Annotated in this window: 15 protein-coding genes; 10 read left to right on the forward strand and 5 right to left on the reverse strand. The window is 76.0% G+C overall.

The window, feature by feature from the left end; all coding sequences use genetic code 11:
* Window positions 1-495 precede the first annotated feature (495 nt).
* Window positions 496-3,246 (reverse strand): Hsp70 family protein, encoded by a 2,751-nt coding sequence (locus tag ACL02T_RS19905; RefSeq protein ID WP_412832225.1) that lies wholly within the window; start codon window positions 3,244-3,246, stop codon window positions 496-498.
* A gap of 195 nt (window positions 3,247-3,441) precedes the next feature.
* On the opposite strand from ACL02T_RS19905, the gene ACL02T_RS19910 reads away from it, so the two are divergent.
* The 6 genes from ACL02T_RS19910 (at window position 3,442) to ACL02T_RS19935 (ending at window position 12,524) form a co-directional block, all read left to right on the forward strand.
* Window positions 3,442-4,170: a sensor histidine kinase gene (locus ACL02T_RS19910; RefSeq protein ID WP_412832226.1), complete on the forward strand. Its 729-nt coding sequence runs from the start codon at window positions 3,442-3,444 to the stop codon at window positions 4,168-4,170.
* Window positions 4,161-4,826 carry a LuxR C-terminal-related transcriptional regulator gene (locus tag ACL02T_RS19915; protein WP_412832227.1) on the forward strand — a complete coding sequence of 222 codons (666 nt, stop codon included), beginning with the start codon at window positions 4,161-4,163 and terminating at the stop codon, window positions 4,824-4,826. The genes ACL02T_RS19910 and ACL02T_RS19915 overlap by 10 nt, the downstream gene beginning before the upstream one ends.
* A 9-nt stretch (window positions 4,827-4,835) precedes the next feature.
* A complete protein-coding gene (locus ACL02T_RS19920) occupies window positions 4,836-6,161 on the forward strand; it encodes a sensor histidine kinase (protein WP_412832228.1) in 1,326 nt (441 codons plus the stop codon).
* On the forward strand, window positions 6,158-9,559 hold the full coding sequence (locus tag ACL02T_RS19925) for a sensor histidine kinase (RefSeq protein WP_412832229.1): 3,402 nt from the start codon (window positions 6,158-6,160) through the stop codon (window positions 9,557-9,559). The genes ACL02T_RS19920 and ACL02T_RS19925 overlap by 4 nt, the downstream gene beginning before the upstream one ends.
* 10 nt (window positions 9,560-9,569) lie before the next feature.
* A complete protein-coding gene (locus ACL02T_RS19930) occupies window positions 9,570-10,601 on the forward strand; it encodes an Ldh family oxidoreductase (protein WP_412832230.1) in 1,032 nt (343 codons plus the stop codon).
* A 105-nt stretch (window positions 10,602-10,706) separates the two neighbouring features.
* Window positions 10,707-12,524, forward strand: a complete 1,818-nt coding sequence (locus tag ACL02T_RS19935) for a GAF domain-containing protein (protein WP_412832231.1) — start codon at window positions 10,707-10,709, stop codon at window positions 12,522-12,524.
* Window positions 12,525-12,562: 38 nt separating this feature from the next.
* Here the strand turns inward: ACL02T_RS19935 and ACL02T_RS19940 are convergent, their stop codons facing one another.
* Together ACL02T_RS19940 and ACL02T_RS19945 are read right to left on the reverse strand one after the other, a co-directional pair.
* A complete protein-coding gene (locus tag ACL02T_RS19940) occupies window positions 12,563-13,375 on the reverse strand; it encodes a class I SAM-dependent methyltransferase (protein ID WP_412832232.1) in 813 nt (270 codons plus the stop codon).
* Between the two features lie 119 nt (window positions 13,376-13,494).
* Window positions 13,495-15,144 carry a LuxR C-terminal-related transcriptional regulator gene (locus ACL02T_RS19945; RefSeq protein WP_412832233.1) on the reverse strand — a complete coding sequence of 550 codons (1,650 nt, stop codon included), beginning with the start codon at window positions 15,142-15,144 and terminating at the stop codon, window positions 13,495-13,497.
* A gap of 305 nt (window positions 15,145-15,449) precedes the next feature.
* Between ACL02T_RS19945 and ACL02T_RS19950 the strand changes: the two genes are divergently transcribed.
* The 4 genes from ACL02T_RS19950 (at window position 15,450) to ACL02T_RS19965 (ending at window position 18,429) form a co-directional block, all read left to right on the forward strand.
* Entirely contained in the window at window positions 15,450-16,511 is a 1,062-nt protein-coding gene (locus tag ACL02T_RS19950) for an ABC transporter substrate-binding protein (protein WP_412832234.1), read from the forward strand.
* 116 nt (window positions 16,512-16,627) lie between these two features.
* A complete protein-coding gene (locus ACL02T_RS19955) occupies window positions 16,628-17,368 on the forward strand; it encodes an ABC transporter permease (protein WP_412832235.1) in 741 nt (246 codons plus the stop codon).
* Window positions 17,365-18,117, forward strand: a complete 753-nt coding sequence (locus tag ACL02T_RS19960; RefSeq protein WP_412832236.1) for an ABC transporter ATP-binding protein — start codon at window positions 17,365-17,367, stop codon at window positions 18,115-18,117. The genes ACL02T_RS19955 and ACL02T_RS19960 overlap by 4 nt, the downstream gene beginning before the upstream one ends.
* Before the next feature lie 60 nt (window positions 18,118-18,177).
* Window positions 18,178-18,429 (forward strand): hypothetical protein, encoded by a 252-nt coding sequence (locus tag ACL02T_RS19965; protein WP_412832237.1) that lies wholly within the window; start codon window positions 18,178-18,180, stop codon window positions 18,427-18,429.
* 68 nt (window positions 18,430-18,497) lie between these two features.
* On the opposite strand, the gene ACL02T_RS19970 is transcribed toward ACL02T_RS19965, so the two are convergent.
* Together ACL02T_RS19970 and ACL02T_RS19975 are read right to left on the reverse strand one after the other, a co-directional pair.
* Window positions 18,498-19,418, reverse strand: coding sequence for an IniB N-terminal domain-containing protein (locus ACL02T_RS19970; RefSeq protein WP_412832238.1), 921 nt, complete (start codon window positions 19,416-19,418; stop codon window positions 18,498-18,500).
* A 380-nt stretch (window positions 19,419-19,798) separates the two neighbouring features.
* A complete protein-coding gene (locus ACL02T_RS19975; protein WP_412832239.1) occupies window positions 19,799-20,455 on the reverse strand; it encodes a haloacid dehalogenase type II in 657 nt (218 codons plus the stop codon).
* Between the last annotated feature and the right edge of the window lie 7 nt (window positions 20,456-20,462).

Genomic DNA, 20,462 nt, shown 5'->3' on the forward strand with positions numbered 1-20,462 from the left:
TGACGCCGGCCCCACTCCTGGCGGGGCCCGCCCGCCGACCGGGGTGGGGTTGGCCCCCGTTGGCCAGAACCGTGGGAGCGTTACCCGCCCGGAGCCGATCTGAACACGAAAGCATCTGCTGACCGCCGAGAATTCCACGACTCGCGGTACCGTCGGAGGCGGTCCGGCGGTAGGAGGTGCCCGACTCGCGGGAGCTCACGGCGCGACTCGCGGGAGCTCACAGCGCGACTCGCGGAAGCTCACAGCGCGACTCGCGGAAGCTCACAGCGCGACTCGCGGAAGCTCACAGCGCGACTCGCGGAAGCTCACAGCGCGACTCGCGGAAGCTCACAGCGCGACTCGCGGAAGCTCACGGCGCGACTCGCGGAAGCTCACAGCGCGACTCGCGGAAGCTCACGGCGCGACTCGCGGGAGCTCACAGCGCGACTCGCGGGAGCTCACAGCGCGACTCGCGGAGAGCCGCGAGCCGCGCGAGCCGGAGTGGTCGGGAGGGCGTCAGCCGGTCAGGTTGATCTCGGTGAGGGTGCCGCCGTTGAGGTTGGTGACGTAGGCCTTCTTGCCGTCCGGTGTGACGGCGAGGCTGGTCGGGGCGTCGCCGGTGGGCAGGGTGGCGGTGACCGTCCAGGTCGCGGCGTTGATCACCGTGACGGTGTCGCCCTCGACCGCGGTGACGTAGAGGAACCGACCGTCGGGGGCCCACGCGATGTCCTGCGGCTTCTTGCCCACCGGCACCGTGGCGACCACCTTCTCGGTGGCGGTGTCGATGGCCGTCACCGAGTCGCTGTCGTAGTTGACGTTCGCGACCACGGCGTCGTCCGGCGCGACCTCCAGGCTGTGCGGGCTGACCTGCACCGGCACCTCGCCGATCACGCTGTCGTTCGAGGTGTCGATGATCGACACCAGGTTCGACTCGTGGTTGGCGGTGTAGGCGCGCGAGCCGTCCGAGTTGAACACGACCCAGTGCGGGTTCCGCGCGACCGTGATGTCGTGCACCAGCGTGCTGCTGGCCGTGTCGATCACGCTGACCGTGCCGGAGTCGTGGTTGGGCACGTAGAGCTTCGATCCGTCGGGCGTGACGGCGGAGGCGAACGGCCGGGTCCCGACCGGGATGGTCGAGGTGATCGTGTTGGTGGTGGTGTCCAGCACGCCGACGACGTTGATCGTCTTCTGGTCGTTGAAGATCGACACGTAGACCCGCTTACCGTCGGGCGCGAAGGCCAGGTACTGCGGTGGCCCGGCGTCCACCGGGATCGTCGCGATCACCTTGTTGACCGAGGTGTCCATGACCGTGACGACGCCGGCGCCGCGGTTGGCGATGTAGGCCAGCCGGCCGTTGGGCGACAGGACGATGTAGCCGGGGGTCTTGCCCACCGGGATGGTGGCGCCCAGCGACGGGATCGGCACGCTGGTGGCGATCTCGGGTTCGGTGGGATCGGCGGCCGGCGGGATCTCCTCGCCCGAGCCGCTCCCGCCCCCGACGGGCGGGGCCGCGGAGGTGCTGCCGCCGAGGAGCCCGAGCTGGTTCACGGCGAACCAGCCGACCCCGCCCACGGCGAGCAGCAGGACCGCCACGACGAGCCCGACGACCAGGGTCCTGCGCCCGCCCCCACCGGAGGGTTCGGGAGCGCCGGACGCACCCGGTGGCGGTGCGCCGCCGCCGGGAGTGCCGCCGCCACCCCCGACGCCGCCGCCACCGCCGGAGCCGCCCCCACCGCCGGGACCACCGGAGTACGGCGGCGGTGCGGAGGGCCGGGTCGGCCCGGGCGCGGGCGGCGCGGCCCGTTGCGCCGGCGGCGCGGGCGGGAGCGATCCGAGCGGGGACGATCCGGACGGGGACGATCCGAGCGGGGACGATCCGAGCGGGGACGATCCGGACGGGGACGATCCGAGCGGGGACGGTGCGGGTGCGGCCGGCGGTGCCGACAGAGCGGTCGCGGGGGCCGGGGCGCCGGTCGGTGCCGGAGCGGGTGGTGCGCTCGGCGACCCGAAGGTCGGCAGGCCGGAACCCGACGGGAGCGCGAACGGCCCCGGGAACGCCCCCGAGGCCGCGTTGGGCGCGGGTGCCGCCGCCGCACCGGCCCTCGCCGCCGCGGCCGCCCCCGCCACACCCGCACCCGTGCCGTCGGGCATCGGCGGCGAGGCGGTGGTGGCGGGCGCGGTCCCCGCAGAGGTGCCGTTGCCCGCGTCCGGCCCGCCGGCGAGGGCGGCGGCACCGAGCGCCACCGCGTACTTCGGGTGCGCGTCGACGACCGTGGGCCGGCCGACCTCTTCGGAGACCATCCGTGCGACCAGCGGGATCCGCGAGGACCCGCCGACCAGGAGCACCGCGCTGAGCTGGTCGGGGGTGACCTCGGCCGAGCGCAGCGTGCGGTTGAGCGCACCGATCGTCGACTCGATGGGCGCGCGGATCATGTCCTCGAACTCCGCGCGCGTGAGCGTGACGTCGAAGTGCCGGTTGGGCAGGAACACCGGGATCGTGGTCTCGGTGTCGATCGACAGCGCCTCCTTGGCCAGCACGCAGTCCTGGCGCAGCCGGGCCAGCGCCACCGTGGTCTGCGGGTCGCTCATGTCCAGCTCGGACAGCGCCCCGCCCGCGGCGTAGTTGACGTGGGCGAGGATCGCCTCGTCGAAGTCGACCCCGCCGAGGCGTTCGATGCCCTCGGGCGAGCCGAGGATCTCGATGCCCTCGGAGCGCTTGCGCAGCACCGTGGCGTCGAAGGTGCCCCCGCCCAGGTCGTAGACCGCGACGATCTCGCCGTCGTCCAGCCGGCGGGAGGCCGCGTAGTGCGCCGCGGCGGCCTCGGGCTCGGTCACCATCCGCGGCATGGCCACCCCGGCCAGCTGCGGGACCTCGTCGAACAGCTCCCGGCGGAACGGGCCCCAGTTGGCCGGGTGGGTCAGCACCATCGAGTCCGGGGCGGCGCCCTGGGTCGACGAGACCCGGGCGACGACGTCGGACAGCAGGTTCGCGAGCAGCGCGGTGACCGCGTGCGGAGCCCCGCCGAGCATCACCGGCGTGGGGTCGCCGAGGCGGCGCTTGAACTCCCGGCCGACCCGATCGGGGTTGCTCACCGCCCGCCGCCCGGCCGCGTCGCCGGTGACGACGGTGCCGTCCTCCCGCAGGTAGACGACGGCCGGCGTCACCACGCTGCGGTCGCCGAGGGTGAACATCTCCACCCGGGACGCGTTCGCCACCGCCGCGGCCACGAACGTCGTACCGAGGTCCACGCCCAGGCTGTAGGACACTCCGCCACCTCTCGGAGGCGCGGGACCGGCGGCCCCGCGCAATAGCACTGCCGACCGTACGAGCACGTGATGCTGTCGAGTGATACTCGTCCCAGGTCACGCTGTCATTACCGTTTCGGCGAACGGGTGCTGTCCCTACCCCGCGTGGGGGTCGCCCCCCTTCCGGAGGCGGCCCCGCGGCGGGACGATGCCCCGATGAGGCTGGAGCCCGCGCCCCCGGGGGACCTGCCGTCCACGCCCCGGGCCGTTCCCGGCGCCGCCGCGGTCGCCGAGGCGCGGCGCAGCCGCGAGCGCGAGCAGTGGCAGGGCAGGCGTCGGCTCGAGCGCCAGCTGCACGACGGGGCGGCCCTGCGCGCCTCGGCGCTCGTCCTGCAGCTCGGGCTGTTCCGGCACCGGGTGCCCGAGACCGAGCACGAGCTGCGGGCGGCCATCGGGATGCTGCAGGACGAGCTGCACGCGGTGCTCCAGGAGCTGCGCGACGTCGCGGGGCAGATCTACCCGCCGCTGCTGGACGAGGCCGGGCTCGGGCCGGCGCTGCGCGAGCTCGCGGAGCGGCTCGACGCCCCGTTGCGGGTCCGCGACGACGGGCGGCGGTTCGGCCCGGCGGCCGAGGGCGCGGTCTACTTCGCCCTGGCCGACGCCCTGACCGCGGACCCGGACACCCCGCGCTCGGTGACCGTCTCGGGGTCCGCCGACCAACTCGTCGTCACGGTGAGCGGCGCCGGCCCGGTCCTGGGGGAGCTGCTGCGGGACCGGGCCCGCCCGCTCGGCGGCACGGTCTGCCGCCCCGGGCCGGACGGCCCCGTGCACGACCGGCCCGTACCCGGCGGCCCCGTGCACGGCGACGGGCCGTGTGACGTTTCCGCTCCGCCGGACGAGACCGTCGGTACCGGCACGATCGTTGCGAGGATCCCATGCGAGTAGCACTGGCCGAGGACGGCGCCCTGTTCCGCGAGGGGCTCCTGATGCTCCTGCAGGCCGCGGGCCACGAGGTGGTGGCGGTGGCCGCGGGCGGCGACGAGCTGCTGGGCATGCTGGCCACCACCCCGTGCGACGTGGCCCTCCTCGACATCCGGATGCCCCCCGAGCCCGACGGCGGGCTGGTCACCGCGGAGCGGATCCGCGAGAAGTGGCCGACGATGGGGCTGCTGTTCCTCTCGCACTACGCCGAGTCGCACTACCTGATGCGCATCCTCGACATCGGCACGGACGCGATCGGCTATCGACTCAAGGAGAAGGTCGGCAGCGTCGAGGTGCTCACCGACACCCTGACCCGGATCGCCGACGGCGAGATCGTGATCGAGCCGGTGCTGGCGAAGCGGCTGGTCGAGCGCCCGCGCGGGGAGAAGAAGGACGAGGTCGCCTCGTTGTCCGAGCGCGAGCTCGACGTGCTCAAGCTGATGGCCGAGGGCCGGTCCAACGGCGGCATCGCGGGCCAGCTGTTCGTCACCCCGAAGGCCGTGGAGAAGCACATCGCCAGCATCTTCGCGAAGCTCGGCCTGCACACCGACGAGACCGAGAGCCACCGCCGGGTCCTCGCCGTGCTGACCTACCTCCGCTCGCAGCGGGACGGCGACTGACGGCCCGGTATGGAGAGGTGGGCCGCGCTGGGGCTGCGCGCCGCACTCGTCGGCGGCGCGGTCCTCGTCGTGTTCGCGGTCCTCGTCGTGCTCCCCCCGGTGCTGTTCGACACCGGGATGGGGCAGATCGGCGTGCTGCTGCCCTTCCTCGCGGCGCTGGTCTGCGCGGTCGGGGCGGCGTCGCTGCGGCCGCAGGTGGACCGGGTCGTCGAGCGCGTGACCCACACCCGGAGCACCACCCCCTACTCGGCGCTGGCGGAGGCCGCCGCCCGGATCCGCAGCGGCACGCCGGACTCGGCCCTGCCCGGGCTCGCGGAGGTGCTCGCGGAGGGCACCGCGGCGCGGGAGGCGCGCGTCTGGCTGGCGGTGTCCGACCGGCTGGTGACGGCCGCGGTCCATCCCCCGCGCGGGGGCGCCGCCGGCGAGACCGTGCCGAACCTCGCGGTGCTGCTGGGCGGGGAGGACCCCGAGCGCCGGGCCGACCACGTCGTCCCGATCGTCGAGGGGCAGACGCTGCGAGCCGTGCTCGCGATCCGCAAGACGACCGCGATCACCCCCGCCGACCAGCAGCTGATGCGTGACGTCGCCGGCGGTGCGGGTCTGCTGCTGCGCGGGGTCGCGATGAACACCGAGCTGCGGGACCGCGTCCGGCGGGCCGCCGAGCTCGCCGCCGAGCTGGAGCGGTCCCGGGAGCGGCTCGCCACGGCCCGCGACGTCGAGCGGCGCCGGCTGGTCGGCGAGCTCTCGCAGGCCACCACCGATCGGCTCGCGACGCTGCGCCTCGTGCTGGACGGAGCCCGCCAGGACCTGGGCGGGGCCGCCCCGGAGCCGGCCCGGGCCGGCTCCGCGCTGCGCCGCGCCGAGTCCCAGCTCGACGACCTGCTGGACCGCTTCCGGCGCATCGCCCGCGGCGTCTACCCCCAGGTGCTGCGCGACCAGGGCCCGGTCGGTGCGCTCGAGGAGGTCGCCGCGGACCTGGACCGCTCGGTCCGGCTCGCCGGGGCACCCGAGGACCGGCTGCCCTGGGAGGTCGAGTCCGGCATCTACTACGTCGCCGCCTCCGCGCTGCAGTGGTTGGCCGCGTCGACGGGACCGGAGCTCGAGGTCGAGCTGACCCACGCCGACGGGCGGCTGGCCGTCCGCATCGTCGACCCGCGGCCCGGGTTCGCACCGGGGGAGCTGCGCGGGGCGCTGGCCGGTGACCTCGAGCGGCTGGCCGCGCTGGGCGGTGAGGCCGGCCTCGACTCCGACGACGAGGGCCGGCTGGTCCTCACCGCGAGCCTGCCCGAGCGGCTGGAGCCCGCGGTGGAGGTCGCCCGGGAGGTGCGGGTGTGACCGCGGTGGCGACGACGGACGCGGCGGGCACGGCCGGTCGCCCGGCCCGTGGCGTGCTGCACGGCCTCGCGGTCGGCGTCTACGTCGTGGTGCTCGTCCTGTGCACCGTGGTGGCCCTCGGCTGGCTGGCCGTGGGCTCGTACGTCGCCGCGGCCCGGTACGTGCCCGGCTTCGGGGCCGGCGACTCCGTGTGGGCCCGCGCGGTCGCCGCCGCCGCGCCCGCGACCGAGCCGCTGGACCAGCTCGTCGTCGACTACGCGCTGAGCCTGATCGCCGTCGCGATCGCGGTGGTGCTGCTGGTCCGGGGCGGTTCCGGGTGGCCGACCCGGCTGCTCGCGCTGGCCATGGTCGGCTCCGGCGGCGCCTTCAACCTGCAGGCCCACGCGGCCGCGACCGCCGTGGAGACCGCCACCGGGATCGCGGCGGGATCCATCCACCAGATCATGCTGCACGGCGTCGCCTGTGCGGCCTACGTCCTGGCGCTGCTCGTCTTCCCGACCCCGCAGGGCGCGTGGCCGGCCTGGTGGGGACGCTCGGGCCGGGTGACGCTGGCGGTGCTCGGCGTGATTCTGCTCGGCGGCGTCGGGTTCGGGACGGCGCTGCTGCGGCACACGACCAGCTGCGTGCTGTTCTTCGGTTTCCTGGTGCCGCTGGTCGGGGTGGCCGTGCTGCCCGGACGGATCCGCCGCGGCGCGACGGCGGCCCTGCGCACCCAGGCCCGGCTGGTCTTCAGCCTGCTCGTCGCCGCCTTCGCGGCGATCGTCGTGCTGGGGATCAGCACGATCGTGCTGTGGCTGCTCGGGGTGCCCGGGCTGGAGCTCTACGACCCGACGGCGCACGACCCGACGACGTCCGGCGCGGCCGGCCAGCCGGTCGCGCTGCTGTTCTGGGCCTCCCGGGTGGGGTCCGCCGCCATCGCGGTCGCGGTGCTGGTCGCGGTGCGCGCGGAGCGGCTGTGGTCGGCCGAGGCCCGGTTCAGCCGGGTGCTGGCGGCGGTGCTGGCCGTCGCGCTCGTCGGCGGCGGGGTGATCGTGTTCGAGGCGACCGGCTGGCTGCTGGGGTTCGGCCCGCTCTGGTCCTCGCTGGGCGCCTCGTTGCTCGCGGCGGTCGTGTTCCTGCCCGTCTACCGGGCGGTGGAGGGGCTCACCGACCGGCTGCTCTACGGCCGCAGGCCCACGCCCTACAGCGCGCTGGCCGAGGTCGCGGCGCTGTCCCGGACCCAGGCGTCCGACGCGCCGGACCTCGCGCGCGTCGCCGAGGCCGTCGGACGGGCCCTGGGGTCGTCGCGCTGCCGGCTCACCGTGGTGCGCCCGGGGCTGCGCGACCGCACCTACGAGTGGGTGTCGCGGCGGGCGACGCGGCGCGACGACGGCTCCGGGCTCGTCGGCGTCCCGGTCCGCGGGGGAGCACAGCACCTCGGCACCCTCGAGGTGGACCGGGCCGCCGTCGCCGGCCTGCACGCGGACCGGCGGCACCTGCTGGAGGACATCGCCGACAGCCTGGGCGTGGTCGTCACCGCCAGCCGGCTCGGCGTGGAGCTGGAACGGCAGCTGCGCGCGGCGCTCGCGCACGCGGCGGAGATCGCGGTGTCCCGGCGCGAGGCGGTGTCGGAGATGGACGCCGAGCGCAGGCGGATCGAACGGGACCTGCACGACGGTGCCCAGCACCAGCTCGTCTCGCTGCGGCTGGTGCTCGGGCTCGTGCAGCACGAGGTCGAGACCGGGCGGCTCGAACAGGCCCGGGAGCGGCTCGGGGTGCTGGCCGGGCAGCTCGACACCGCGGAGGCCGTGCTCGCCGAGACCGCCAGCGGCGTCCGCTCCATCGCGCTCGCCGAGCGGGGGCTGGTGGCGGCGCTGGAGGCCGAGCTGGCCGGGCCGCCCCCGGTACGGGTGGAGTCGGCGCTCCCGCCCGGGCGGCGCTATCCCGCCGAGCTCGAGGCCGCCGTGTACTTCTGCTGCCTGGAGTCGGTGAACAACGCGCACAAGCACGCGCCCGGCGCCGACGTCGTGATCCGGTTCGCCGAGGAGGACGGGCGCCTGCACTTCACCGTGCGGGACAGCGGCCCCGGGTTCGTGGTGCCGGAGCCGGCGGTCGTCGGGCCCGGGGCGGCGACGGCGGGACGTGGGCTGCGCAACGTCGCCGCCCGGATCGTCGCGGCCGGCGGACGGGTCGACCTGCGGTCCGCGCCGGGGGAGGGCACGACGGTGGAGGGCTCGGTCCCGGTGCCGGCCCCGGCGGACGGCCCGCCCCCCGCCGCCGTCGACACGGTGCCGGACGGCGAGGTCGACACCACCGCGCTCGACGTCGCCGGGCTCGTCGTGGAGACGCGGCCCGTGCCGACGGTCGCGCCGGAGCACCCCGAGCGCGGCGGGGACGGGTCGCTGCCCGACCAGGTGCGGCGGGCCCTCGCCGCCGCGGCCGCCGAGCTGGGCGACGCGGGCCTGCGGGAGCGGGTGCGGGCCCTCGAGGACGACCTGGACCGGCCCCTGCGGGTCGCGGTCTCGGGACCGCCGGGCTCGGGGGTGTCCACGCTGGTGGCGGCCCTGGCGGCGACGCCCGGCGAGGTCGACCTGGAGGTCGTCGAGGGCACCGTGGGGGACGTGCTGCTCCTCGTGCTGCCGGCCGCCGGCGGGGTGCTCCCGGACGGCCCGCCCGCCGTCGGCGTCCTCGCCCGGGCCGACGAGCTCGCGGCCGACCCGTGGAGCGAGGCCCGCCGCCGCGCCGCCGAGCCGGAGGTGCGGCGGCGGTGTCACACCGTGGTCCCCGTCGCGGCCGGGCTGGCCGCCGGGACGACCGGCTCCGCCCTGGCCGCCGAACTCGCCGCGAACGGTGGCGGGTCGGCCGAGGTGGCGGCGGAGCTGGCCCGGCGCAGTGGTGTGCCGCGGCTGCGGGAGATGCTCGAACGCGGCGTCGCCGACCGCGCCGACGCCATGCGGGCCCGCGCGGTCCTCCGCGAGCTGGACGAGATCGTCGCGGGCGGGCGGGCGGGCGGCGACGGCGACCTGCGTTACCTGCTCGAGCGCCTCCGCTCCACCGCGCACGAGCTGACCGAGCTCGACCTCGTCGACTCGCTGCGCGCCGGGACGCCCGCCCTGCCCGCCGACGAGCGGGCCGCGGCCGAGCTGCTGCTGGGGGCGGCGGGCACCGCGGCGCACCGCCGGCTCGACCTCGACCCGGGGGCCGGACCCGAGGAGATCCGGCTGGCCGCGGCGGCGCAGCTCGGCCGGTGGCAGCGCCGGGCCGAGCACCCGGTGTCGACGCGGGACCAGCGCGCCGTCGCCGCGGTGCTGGTCCGGACGTGCGAGCGGATGCTGGCCGAGGCCCCCGCGCCGGCGCCCGCGGCGGCCGCCCCGGTCGAGGCGGGAACGCGGGCCGCCGGGGTGGGCGCCGGCCGGTAGGGTCGCGCGCATGATCGACGCCGACGGTGTGCACCGGGTTCGGGTCGACGAACACCTGGCGCTGACCACGGAGGTCCTCGGTGGCCTGGGTGCGCCGGCGCGCGCGGCCCGGGAACAGGCCGGGATGCTGCTCGAGGCGGACCTGCGGGGGCACGCGTCGCACGGCATCCGGCGGCTGCCGGTGCTGGTCGGACGGATCGGCAACGGCGTCCTCGATCCCGCGGCGGAGCCCGAGCTGCGCTGGGCCACCGACTCGGTGCTGACCGTCGACGGCCGCGCCGGGCTGGGGCCGCCGGTCGCCCACCGGGCCGTCGAGGCGCTCGTCGAACGGGTGCCCGCCACCGGCGTCGCCGTCGCGGCGATCCGCCGGGCCGGGCACCTCGGCATGCTCGCGCCGTACGTCGAACGGCTGGCCGAGGCCGGGCTCGCCGGGCTCGCGACGACCACGAGCGAGGCCCTCGTCCACCCCTGGGGCGCCGCCCCGGCGATGCTGGGCACCAACCCGATCGCCGCGGCGATCCCGACCGGCGGCGAGCCCGTCGTCCTCGACATGGCGACGGGGCAGATCTCGCGGGGCAAGGTGCTCGACCACGCGGCCCGCGGCGAGCCGTTGCCCGAGGGCGCGGCCGTCGACGCCGACGGCACCCCGACGACGGACGCGACCGCCGCCCTCGACGGCGCCATCACCCCGGTGGGCGGTCCCAAGGGTTACGCGCTGTCGCTGGTGCTCGAGCTGTTGGTCGCGTCGTTGACCGGCACGGCGCTCGGCCGGGAGGTCCGCGGCACGCTCGACACCACCGACCCGGTGACGAAGGGTGACCTGCTGATCGCGTTCGCGCCGGCGAGGTTCGGCGTGGGCCGGACGCAGCCCGCCGTCGCCGCGTTCCTCGACGAGCTGCGGACCCTCGCCCCGGCGCCCGGGCACGCCCGGGTCCAGGTGCCGGGTGACCGGGCCCGCGACGTGCGCGCCCGCAACCGGTTCCGCGGGGTGCCCGTCGACGCGGCGACGTGGGCGCAGGTGCGCCGGCTCCGCGCCGGCTGAGCCGTTCGGCCGATCCCGTGATCGTCCGGTGTCGTCGCACGGGTGGCCGATGATTGACTACGGGCGGTAGCACGGACACTCACGACCGTCCGAGGGGGCTTGGCGATGCATCCGGACGACCCCGGGATCATGGGGCTGACGCTGCAGGTGGGCCGCACGGCGGTGGCCGGTGCCGATCTCGGCTCGCTGCTCTCCGCGGTCTGCACGGCCCTGCCGGCGACCCTGGGCGTGTCGGGCGCGGCGATCGTGCTGGTGGACGTGCCGGACAGCCGGCTCGCCGGGATCGCCGGGGTCTCGGCGTCGGACCCGGCGGCCGGGCGGCTCGGCGAGATGGAGGTGCGGGCCGGCACCGGACCCGTGCAGGGCGCGGTGCGGTCCGGGCGGCCCATGGTCACCCCCGACCTCACCCGCATCGGCCCGCCGGAGCTCGCCGCCGCGGCCGCGGACACCGGCCTGACCTGCTCGGTCGTCGTCCCGCTGGTCGTGGACGGGGAGCCGGTCGGCGGCCTCCAGCTGTTCGGGCACCCCGGTCGGCCGGTGGGGGACGGGCACGTCGACGCCGTCGCGGGGCTCGCCGAGGCGCTCTCCGCACGGATCACGGACGTGTGCGCGTTGCGCCGGCTCACCGCCACGGTGGCCCGGTTGACCGCGGAGCACGAGGCCGCCCTGCCCGTCGCGCACGCCACCGGCATGCTCGCGGAGCGGTACCGCACGGACGTCGAGGAGGCCGGGCGGTACCTGGCCAGCCGGGCGCGGAAGGCGGGCGTCGACCCCGCGGCGGCCGGGCGGTCGGTGCTCGACCGCACGGACGAGCCCGCCGCGACGGGAACGGAGACGGCCGCGGAGCACACCGCGGGGGCGCCCGAGGAGAACGCCGCGGGGGAGGACGCGCCGACCCAGGCGTTCGGGGTGGTGCCCCCAGCGGGCTCCGGTGCGCGAGCAGGCGCGGCCACGGGGCCGGACGGCCCCGGGCCCGGTGGCCGCCGGGCCCGTGACCCGCAGGCCGCCCCGGCCGAGCGGCAGGGGCTCCCGTCCGGCGCCGTTCCCGCGCAGCGGCGCGGCGCGGAGGGGGAGCGCAGCCGGTCGGCAGGGGGACGCCGTCGCCTCGTCGACGACCGGTCCGCCGCCGGCGGCGCCCACCGGGCCGACCCGCACGCGACCGCGCGGCCCGTCCAGCCGGCTGCCGAGCGGTCGCGCGGGTCCCGGTCGGACCCCCGCGCACCGCAGGCCGACGTCCCGCGGTCGGCCCCTGGCCAGGACGGCGCCGGAGGGCCGTCGCGCGGTCCGGAGCAGTCGGCCCCGGGCCCGGGGCCGGTCCCGCCGGGTGCCCTCCCGGCCCCGCGGCCCCGGCACGGTGCGGATCCGGCGTCGGCGGACGGGTCGTCGCCGGGCGGGCCGTCGACCGGCCGGCCGAGCGGGACCGGATCACACCGTAGGGCGGATGCTCCGGGGGCTCCGGCGTCGGGCGGCGGCAAGCGGCGTCTGCGCGAGCCCGCGGACCGGCTGCCGCAGGCGGGCGAGGCCCTGGGCGGGCGCGACCCGTGGGACCTCGACCAGGCGGCGCTCGACGGAGCCGAGCCGCTGCCCTCGGGCGGTCGCCGGCGGGCCGAGGACCGGCCGGACGCGGCGCGGGTCCCGCAGCAGCGCGCGAATGGCCGGCGGGGCGGTGGGCAGGGTCGGGACGAGCGGGACCGGGCCGAACGGGGCGGTGCTCAGCGGGGCGGCGGTCAGCACGGCCCGGCACCGCAGAGCCGGGCCGAGCAGGGCGGCGACGGGCGCTCGCCCGAGGGACGCCCGGGTGATCGGCAGCGGGCCGAGCGCTCCGGGTCGGGTCGCCGGGCGGCCCCTCCGACCGGCGGCGCCCCTCCGATCCCGGGGTCCGGCGGCCCGCGAGCCCGCCACCGTCGCGCTGACATCACCTGACCGCGCCCCGCGGTGAGGTACTCGTCCGACGGCCCGGGTCAGCCGCGGCGGGCGCGGGTGATCAGGAGGCCCGGGTCCACGGCCAGACCCTCGCCGGCGAGGAACGGTCGGCACCGCGCCACCACGTCGCGTTCGAGGGCGGCCTTGGTCGCGGCGTCCCGGACCCCGGCCAGGGCGGCGAGCGGAGTGCTGTACACGTACTGCCACACGAAGTCGGCCGGCGCAGGCAGCCGGAGGGGCAGCGGCCGGGTCTCGGCCTCGGCGTCGGCGAAGCCGGCGTCGGTCATCAGCCGGCGGACCCGGTCGGGGTCGTGCACCGAGAACACGGCCTGCACGAAACGGGACGCCTCGGGTCCGAGGTGCTCGGCCAGCACGTCGTCGAGAGCGGTGAACAACGGCGGTACGGGGCCGGGCGTGCCCAGCACCACCCGCCCGCCCGGGGCGAGGACGCGGCGCATCTCCTGCAGTGCCCGGTGCTCGTCCGCGAAGAACTGAAGGCCGAGCGAGCAGAGCACGGCGTCGGCCGACCCGTCCGGCAGCGGCAGGTCCTCGGCGGTCCCGTCGTGCCAGGCGATCGCCGGCGCGGTGGCGCGGGCGACCTCCAGCATGGGTGGGGCCGGGTCGACGCCCGCGACGGTGCCGGTCGACCCCATCCACTCGGCGGCGAGGCGGGCGACGACGCCGGTACCGCACGCGACGTCGAGCACCCGCTCGTCCGGCCGGAGCGCCGCGGCGTCGACCACGGCCCGCGCGAACGGCGCCCCGATGGTGGGTACGAGGTGCCGTTCGTAGTTCTCGCCGGGGTGGCCCACGTACTTCTCCCAGTTCGGGATGGTGGACTGGATGCTCATCACGGGCTCCTCTCCGTCGCTGCCGACGGTAGGGAGGAGCGGAGGCCGCCGCGTCGGGGAAATCGCGCAGGCCGGCCCCTGCGCCCGGTGGGGAAATCCCGCACGCGTGGGTGCCCCGCCTACACGAGGTCGTGGGCGTAGGCGTAGGCGGTGGCCGCGGCCCGGTTGGGCACCCCGAGCCGGGTGAAGATGTTGCTCAGATGCCGCTCCACGGTCTTCTCGCTGATCACCAGCGTGTCGGCGATCGTGCGGTTGGTCTGCCCCGCCGCCACCAACCGCAGCACCTCCAGCTCGCGCGGGGTGATCGCGAGCGGCCGCCCGCCGCGGCCGCCCGCACCGCCGACCGTCCCGGCCAGCTCCGCCAACCGAGCGAGTGCGGGTGCGGCCCCCAGCCCTTCCAGAGCCCGCCGGGCGGCGCTGAGCTCCTGTTCGGCACCCTCGTGGTCGCCGACCGCCCGGCACGCCACCGCCACGAGGACGAGTGTCTGCGCGGCCTCGTAGGGGACGCGCAGCTCCTGCCAGCAGCGCCACGCCTCCCGCAGCGCCTCCAGCGCCGCGGCGGGTCGCCGCTCGGCGAGGAGGAGCGCACCCCTGCCGTGGGCGGCGGCGGCGAGCAGGAACGACGAGCCGGCAGCGACGGCGACGTCGGCCAGCTCCTCGACGGCGGCCCGGGCCGCGTCGACCCGTCCGGCCGCCAGCATGATCTCCACCGTCGCCGGCAGCATGCCGACCCTGGAGAGGTGGTCGCGCGCGTCGGCCAGCGCCCGCTCGACGGCGCCGGCGGCGGCGTCCACCCGTCCCCGGGACAGGTGGAGCAGGGCGAGGCCCGGTTGCGGCCGGCGCCCGCACCGGTCGGCCAGCCGGTACGCCACCTGCGCCTCGGCCGCCTCGCCCCGCAGCCGGTGCAGCTCGCCGAGCTGGTAGTGGGCCATGCCGAGGGCCGGGTGCGGGGGCCGGGCCAGCCGGTCCCGGGCCTGCCGTGCCTCGTCCAGCGCGGTCCGCCACGCCCCACGGAGCTGCAGGACCTGGGAGCGGTGCACCAGGCACTGGCCCCGGTAGGGCACGAGGCCCGGCTGGGCGTCGCACCAGCGGCCGAGCGCCGCCGTCCACTCCACGGCCCGGCGCACGTCGAAGGCCTGCTGACACTCGTCGATCACCGCGCAGTACACGAGCCCCGCCACCGTCGGGGAGAGCTCGCCGAGGGTCACCGCCACCATGGCCTCGTCGAAGCGGCCGAGGCCCTCGACCGTGCGGCCCTGCCGGAGCAGGACCTGGCCGAGACCCACGCACCCGAGTGCGGACAGGTCCGCGTCGCCGAAGCGCCGGCCCGGGGTGTGGGCCCGCTCGAAGAGGTCGCGGGCCGCCGGACGGTCGCCGCCCGCGAGGGCCATGAGCCCGTCGGGGACGAGGAGGTAGCCGACCTCCACGCCGTCGAGCCGGTGCTGGTCCACCAGACTCCGGGCGCGGGCCGTCCAACCGCTGCCCGGGGCCAGTTCCCCGCGCAGGAGGAGGCCGAGGCCCAACCAGAACGCGCAGCGCACGGCCTGCTCGGTCTGGCCGCCGTCGAGGCGTGCCCGGTGCGCGCCGGCCCAGGCGTCGGTGCTCTCCTCGTCGTGCCCGGTCAGGTACGCGGCGGTGGCCAGCTGCTCGAGGTCCCGGGGGGCGAGGGGAACGCGGGCGCGAGCGTCGACGAACCGGGCGTAGGCCTCGGCCCAGGCGCGCCGCCCGAAGGCGGCCCGCGCCTCGACGAGCGCGCCGCCACCGGTCACCGGCTCGGCGTCCTTCGGCCCCGCTGCGGCCTCGGGTCCACCCGTCGACGATAGTGCAGGACCGTCGCGGCGCTCACCCGCGCGCCGCCGCAGTCCCCCGCCCTGCGGCGAGACACCCGGCGTCGGCCGCACGTCACACGTCGAGGGTCGCGCCCGGTGGTGGCACCCCGGCCCGACGGCACGTAGGGTCTGGTTCCGAACCCGCGGGAGCACTCACGATCCGAGGCTGAGAGGGCGGCAGGTCCGGCCGTCGACCGTTCGCACCTGACCCGGTTAGCACCGGCGTAGGGAGGACCGTGTCGCGCATGTCGTCGTCCGTCTCGCAGTCCCCGTTCCGCGTCCCCGTCCGGCTCGCGGCGCTCGTGTTCGGGCTGGCCCTGCTCCTCGCCGGCTGCGGTGGTGCGGCCGGGGAGCAGCAGGGCTCCGCGGAGCCGATCCGGATCGCCCTGGACTGGACCCCGAACACCAACCACAGCGGCCTGTACGTCGCCCAGCAGGAGGGCTGGTTCCGCGACGCGGGGCTGGAGGTCGAGTTCCTCCCGTACAGCGACACCTCGCCGGACACCCTGGTCGCCAACGGCGCCGCGGAGTTCGGGATCAGCTTCCAGGACTCGTTCACCTTCTCGAAGGCGACGGGTGCCGACATCACGTCGGTGATGGCGATCCTGCAGCACTGGGCCACCGCGGTGGCGGTGAAGGCCGACCGCGCCGACATCACCTCGCCCGCGGACCTCGACGGCAAGATCTACGGGGGCTTCGGCGGTCCCGGCGAGGAGCCGAAGATGCGCCAGGTCATCCGGGACGCCGGCGGGACGGGCGAGTTCCGGACCGTCACGCTCGGGACCAGCGCGTACGAGGCGCTCTACGCCGGACAGGTCGACTTCACCGAACCCTTCGTCGCCTGGGAGGGCATCGAGGCGGAGCTGCGGAACGAGCCGTTGAAGACCTTCGCCTACACCGACTACGGCTTCCCCGACGCCTACAACGTCCTGCTGATCGGCAACTCCGGCTGGCTGCGCGACCACCCGGACCGGGCGAGGACGTTCGTGCAGGCCGCCCAGCGCGGCTACCGGCTGGCCGCCGACGACCCGGCCCGCGCGGCGAAGGACCTGCAGGAGGCCAACCCGGGCGCCTTCACCGAGCCCGAGCTGGTGACCCGGAGCCAGGACATGCTCGCGGAGCGGTACCTGAGGGACGACACCGGCTCGGTCGGCACCCAGACCCTCGAGCGCTGGGCGGGCTTCTCCGGCTTCCTGATCGACTCCGGCGCCGTCACCGACGCCTCCGGCGCGCCCGTCACCACCAGGCCGGACTTCTCGGCCTGGTTCACGAACGACTACCTGGCCCCGGGCGGGGCCACGTCGTGACCCGCGCCGACCACCGGGCCGTCGTCGAGCCCGGTGTCCCTCCGCCACCGCCCGGGCGCGCGGGTCGCTCGCCCGCGCGTCGACCGGCCCGAGGTCGGGCCGCCCTGCCGCGGCGGGTGGCGCCGCCGGTGGTGGTGGTGCTGCTCCTGCTCGCGGTGTGGCAGTGGGCGGTGACGGCCTTCGCGGTCCGCCCGCAGGTCCTGCCCTCGCCGGTGCGGGTCGTCGAGCAGGGCTGGGCGTTCCGCGACGCGTTGTGGGCCAACACCCTGCCGACGCTGCAGGTCACCGCGGTGGGTTTCGCGGTGTCGCTGGCCGTCGGATGGGTGCTGGCGGTCGTCGTCGACTTCTCGCCGTGGCTGCGCCGGGCCCTGGTGCCGCTGCTGGTCGCCTCGCAGACCCTGCCGATCATCGCCATCGCCCCGCTGATGATCATCTGGTTCGGCTTCGGGCTGCTGCCGAAGGTGCTGGTGATCGCGCTGGTCACCTTCTTCCCGATCGCGGTCGGGCTGATCGAGGGCTTCTCCCGCGCGGACCCCGAGGCGGCGAACCTGTTGCGCAGCATGGGCGGCGGGCGGTGGGCGGAGTTCCGGTACGTCCGGTTGCCGGGGGCCCTGCCGTCGTTCTTCACCGCCCTGCGCATCGCCATCACCTACGCGGTCACCGGCGCGATCTTCGCCGAGTACGTCGGCGCCCGGGCCGGGCTGGGGATCTACATGGCCCAGCAGAAGAACTCCTTCCGCACCGACCTCGTCCTCGCGGCGGTGGGCGTGACGGCGCTGGTCAGCGTCGCGCTGTTCGGGCTGACGTACCTGGTGGAGCGGGTCGTGGCGCCGTGGATCCGGGGGGCACGCCGGTGAAGATCACGGTGGCCGGTGTCGAGCTCGCGTTCGGCGACCTGCCCGTGCTCGACGGGGTGGCCTTCGACGTCGCGCCGGGCGAGTTCGTCTCGATCCTGGGGCCGAGCGGGTGCGGCAAGAGCACGCTGTTCGGCGTCCTGGCCGGGCTGGTCGAGCCGGACCGCGGCCGCGTGCTGGTCGACGGAGCCCCCGCGGGCCGGCAGACCTTCGGCTACATGCCGCAGAAGGACCTGCTCTTCCCGTGGCGCACGGTGCTCGACAACACCACCCTCGGGCTCGAGGTCGGCGGGATGCGCCGACGGGAGGCCCGGGAGCGGGCGCGGGAGCTGTTCGCGCCGTTCGGCCTGGCCGGCTTCGAGAAGTCGCGGCCCGCCGAGCTCTCCGGCGGGATGCGGCAACGGGCGGCGCTGCTGCGCACGGTGGTGCAGGACCGCGAGGTGCTGCTGCTCGACGAGCCCTTCGGCGCCCTCGACTCGCTCACCCGCACCGCCATGCAGGAGTGGCTGGAGGAGGTCCGCGGCCGCTTCGGCTGGACGGTCCTGCTGATCACCCACGACATCCGGGAGGCGGTCTTCCTCTCCGACCGGGTCCTGGTGCTCTCGCCGCGCCCCGCGCGGGTCGCCCGCGAGGTGCGGATCGACCTGCCGCGGCCGCGCGAGGTCGGGGTGCTCACCGACCCGGGCTTCGCCGCCGCCGAGGGCGAGCTGCTCGACACGCTGCGCGGCGGAGCGCACCCGGGGAACCGCTGAGGAACACCCGGTCCACCGCGCGACGTCCGGGTCCGTCCGCGCTCTCCTAGGCTGACCGGCGTGGACATCACGCCGGGGGCGCTGAAGCACGGCATCCCGGCCGACGCCATCCGGGCGGTCGTGGCCGCGCCGCTGTGGCGGGCGGACCAGGACCCGGGCCGGACGCTGTGCATCGGGCCGGACCGGGACCGGAACCTGCTCGAGGTGGTGGTCGAGCACGGGCCGGCGGGGGAGCGGGTGGTGCACGCGATGCGGCTGCGGCCGAAGCACTACGGGCACCTGCGGCAGGCGCACCGGTACCGCGCGGGCTGAGCCCGACGGCTCCGTCGCCGGGACCCCGACCCGCCGGCGGCGGGTCGGGGTCCCGGGCGCAGACCTGCTCAGACGTGCAGGTCGAAGGAGTGGTCGATCGAGTGGTCGTCGGTGGCGTGGCTGTCGCTGGCGTGGTTGTCGTCGACGGTGTGGTCGTCGGTGTAGGAGTGGTCGTCCTCGACGTGGGTGGTCGTGTCGTTGTGGCCGCTGTCGACGTGGCTGTCGTCGTGCGAGTCGGTGTGGTTGTCGTCGTGGCTGTCGGTCGACGTGTCGTTGTGCGAGTTGGTCTGGGTGGCGTCGCCGCCCTTGTCGGCCAGCGAGCCCGAGCCGAAGTTCGACAGGTGGTCGTTGCTGTCGGTGAAGGAGCCGGTCGCGGGGCCGGTGCCGGACAGCGCGCCGCCGTGGTCGGCGGAGGCGCCGGACTGGTTCACCGCGGAACCGGAGCCGAACGAGACCGTGTTGTCGTCGCCGTTCACGACGTCGTTGCCCCATCCGGCCACGGCGTGGTCCCCGGTCGCGACCGGCGCGCGGTTGTCGCCGCCGACCGCGACGGCGCCGTCGCCGGTGGCGGTGGTCTGGTGCAGGTCGATGCGCTGGTCGACGTCGCCGCCGTGGGTGTCGATGTCCTGGTGGAAGGACTGGTCGACGTAGGTCGTCCGGTCGTCGACGAAGGTGTTGGTGAGGTAGGTCCTCAGGTAGTGGGCCGCCTCGGTCTGACCGTCGCCGTGGGTCTGACCGTCGCCGTGGTGGTCGTCGTGGTCGTGGTGGTGGACGGGCGGGGCCGGCGGCAGCTCGTGGTGGCCGTGGCCGTCCCAGTCGTGCTGCGGGTGGTCGGCGGCGAGGGTGACCGCGTCCTTGATGTCCTCGGCGGAGAGGTCGGCCAGGCCGCACTCCTGCAGGTAGCCGGTGGGGTCGGCGAGGAAGGCCTGCTGCTCGGCGGGGTCCTGCAGCAGGTTCATCAGCAGGTCGAGCAGGGTCGTGGTGGCCACGGTGGTCTCCCGGGGGTCGTCTCGAAATCGTCGTGCACTGCCCGGACGGGCGGTTCGGCGACGACGTTAGGAAACGGGGACCGCCGGTGGGATCGGGCGCGATCCCCCTTTCCGGGGGCGCCCGTGCGGGGACGGTACGGCAATTCCGACAACGGGGCGTCCGGACGTCGCGATCACGTATTCGACCTGCGACGACGGCATATCTCGGCGCGAATCGGACGGTGCGGTCCCAACGTGGCGAGAAGGTCGCGCCCGCACCATTCGAACGGCGCCTTTACCGAAGGAAGAGGAATTCCCGACCCGGTTCCGGGAACGGTCGACCCGCCGTTGACCGGGCCTTGCCCGGAACCCCCGTTCCGCCCCCCGATCGGGTGGGGGGCTCAACCCGGGAGCTCGGCCAGTGCGCCGACGGTCGGCACCCGGTGGTCCGGCGCCTGCACGTGCTCCGGGTACCGGCGGCCGTCGCGGTCGATCCATGCCGTGCGCATGCCGGCCCGCGCCGCCCCGTTGAGGTCCCACGGGTGCACGGCGACCATCAGCAGTTCGCCGGGTTCCTTGCGACACACCCGGGCGGCGAGCTCGTAGGCGCCCGGGGCCGGCTTCCAGACGCCGGCGTCGTCGATCGAGAGCACATGGTCGAACTCGCCCCGGATGCCCGCGTCGCCGAGCAGTTTCTCGGCGACGGAGGTCGACCCGTTGGACAGGGTGAGCAGCCGCGAGCCGGCCGCCCGCAGCCGGCGCACCCCCTCGACGACGTCGGGGTGCAGCGGCAGGTCGAGGAACCCCCTGATCACGTGGTCGGGTGCGTCCTCGTCGGAGGTGTAGGGCGCCAGGAGGTCGAGCGCGGTCTCGCGGGCCACCTCGGCGAACGGCCGGTAGTCACCCGCGGCGGCGAGCGCGAACCCCTCGCGCAGCGTGCTCGCGAACCACAGCGTGGCGAGGTGTTCGGGCGCCCCCAGCTCCACGAACCGCTCCGCCAGGGGGCGCAGGTCGGAGAGGGTCTCGTTGACGTCGAAGACGACCGTCGCGGGAGCCATGTGCACG

The organism is Pseudonocardia oceanicola (assembly GCF_047200735.1).
Taxonomy (GTDB): Bacteria; Actinomycetota; Actinomycetes; order Mycobacteriales; family Pseudonocardiaceae; genus Pseudonocardia.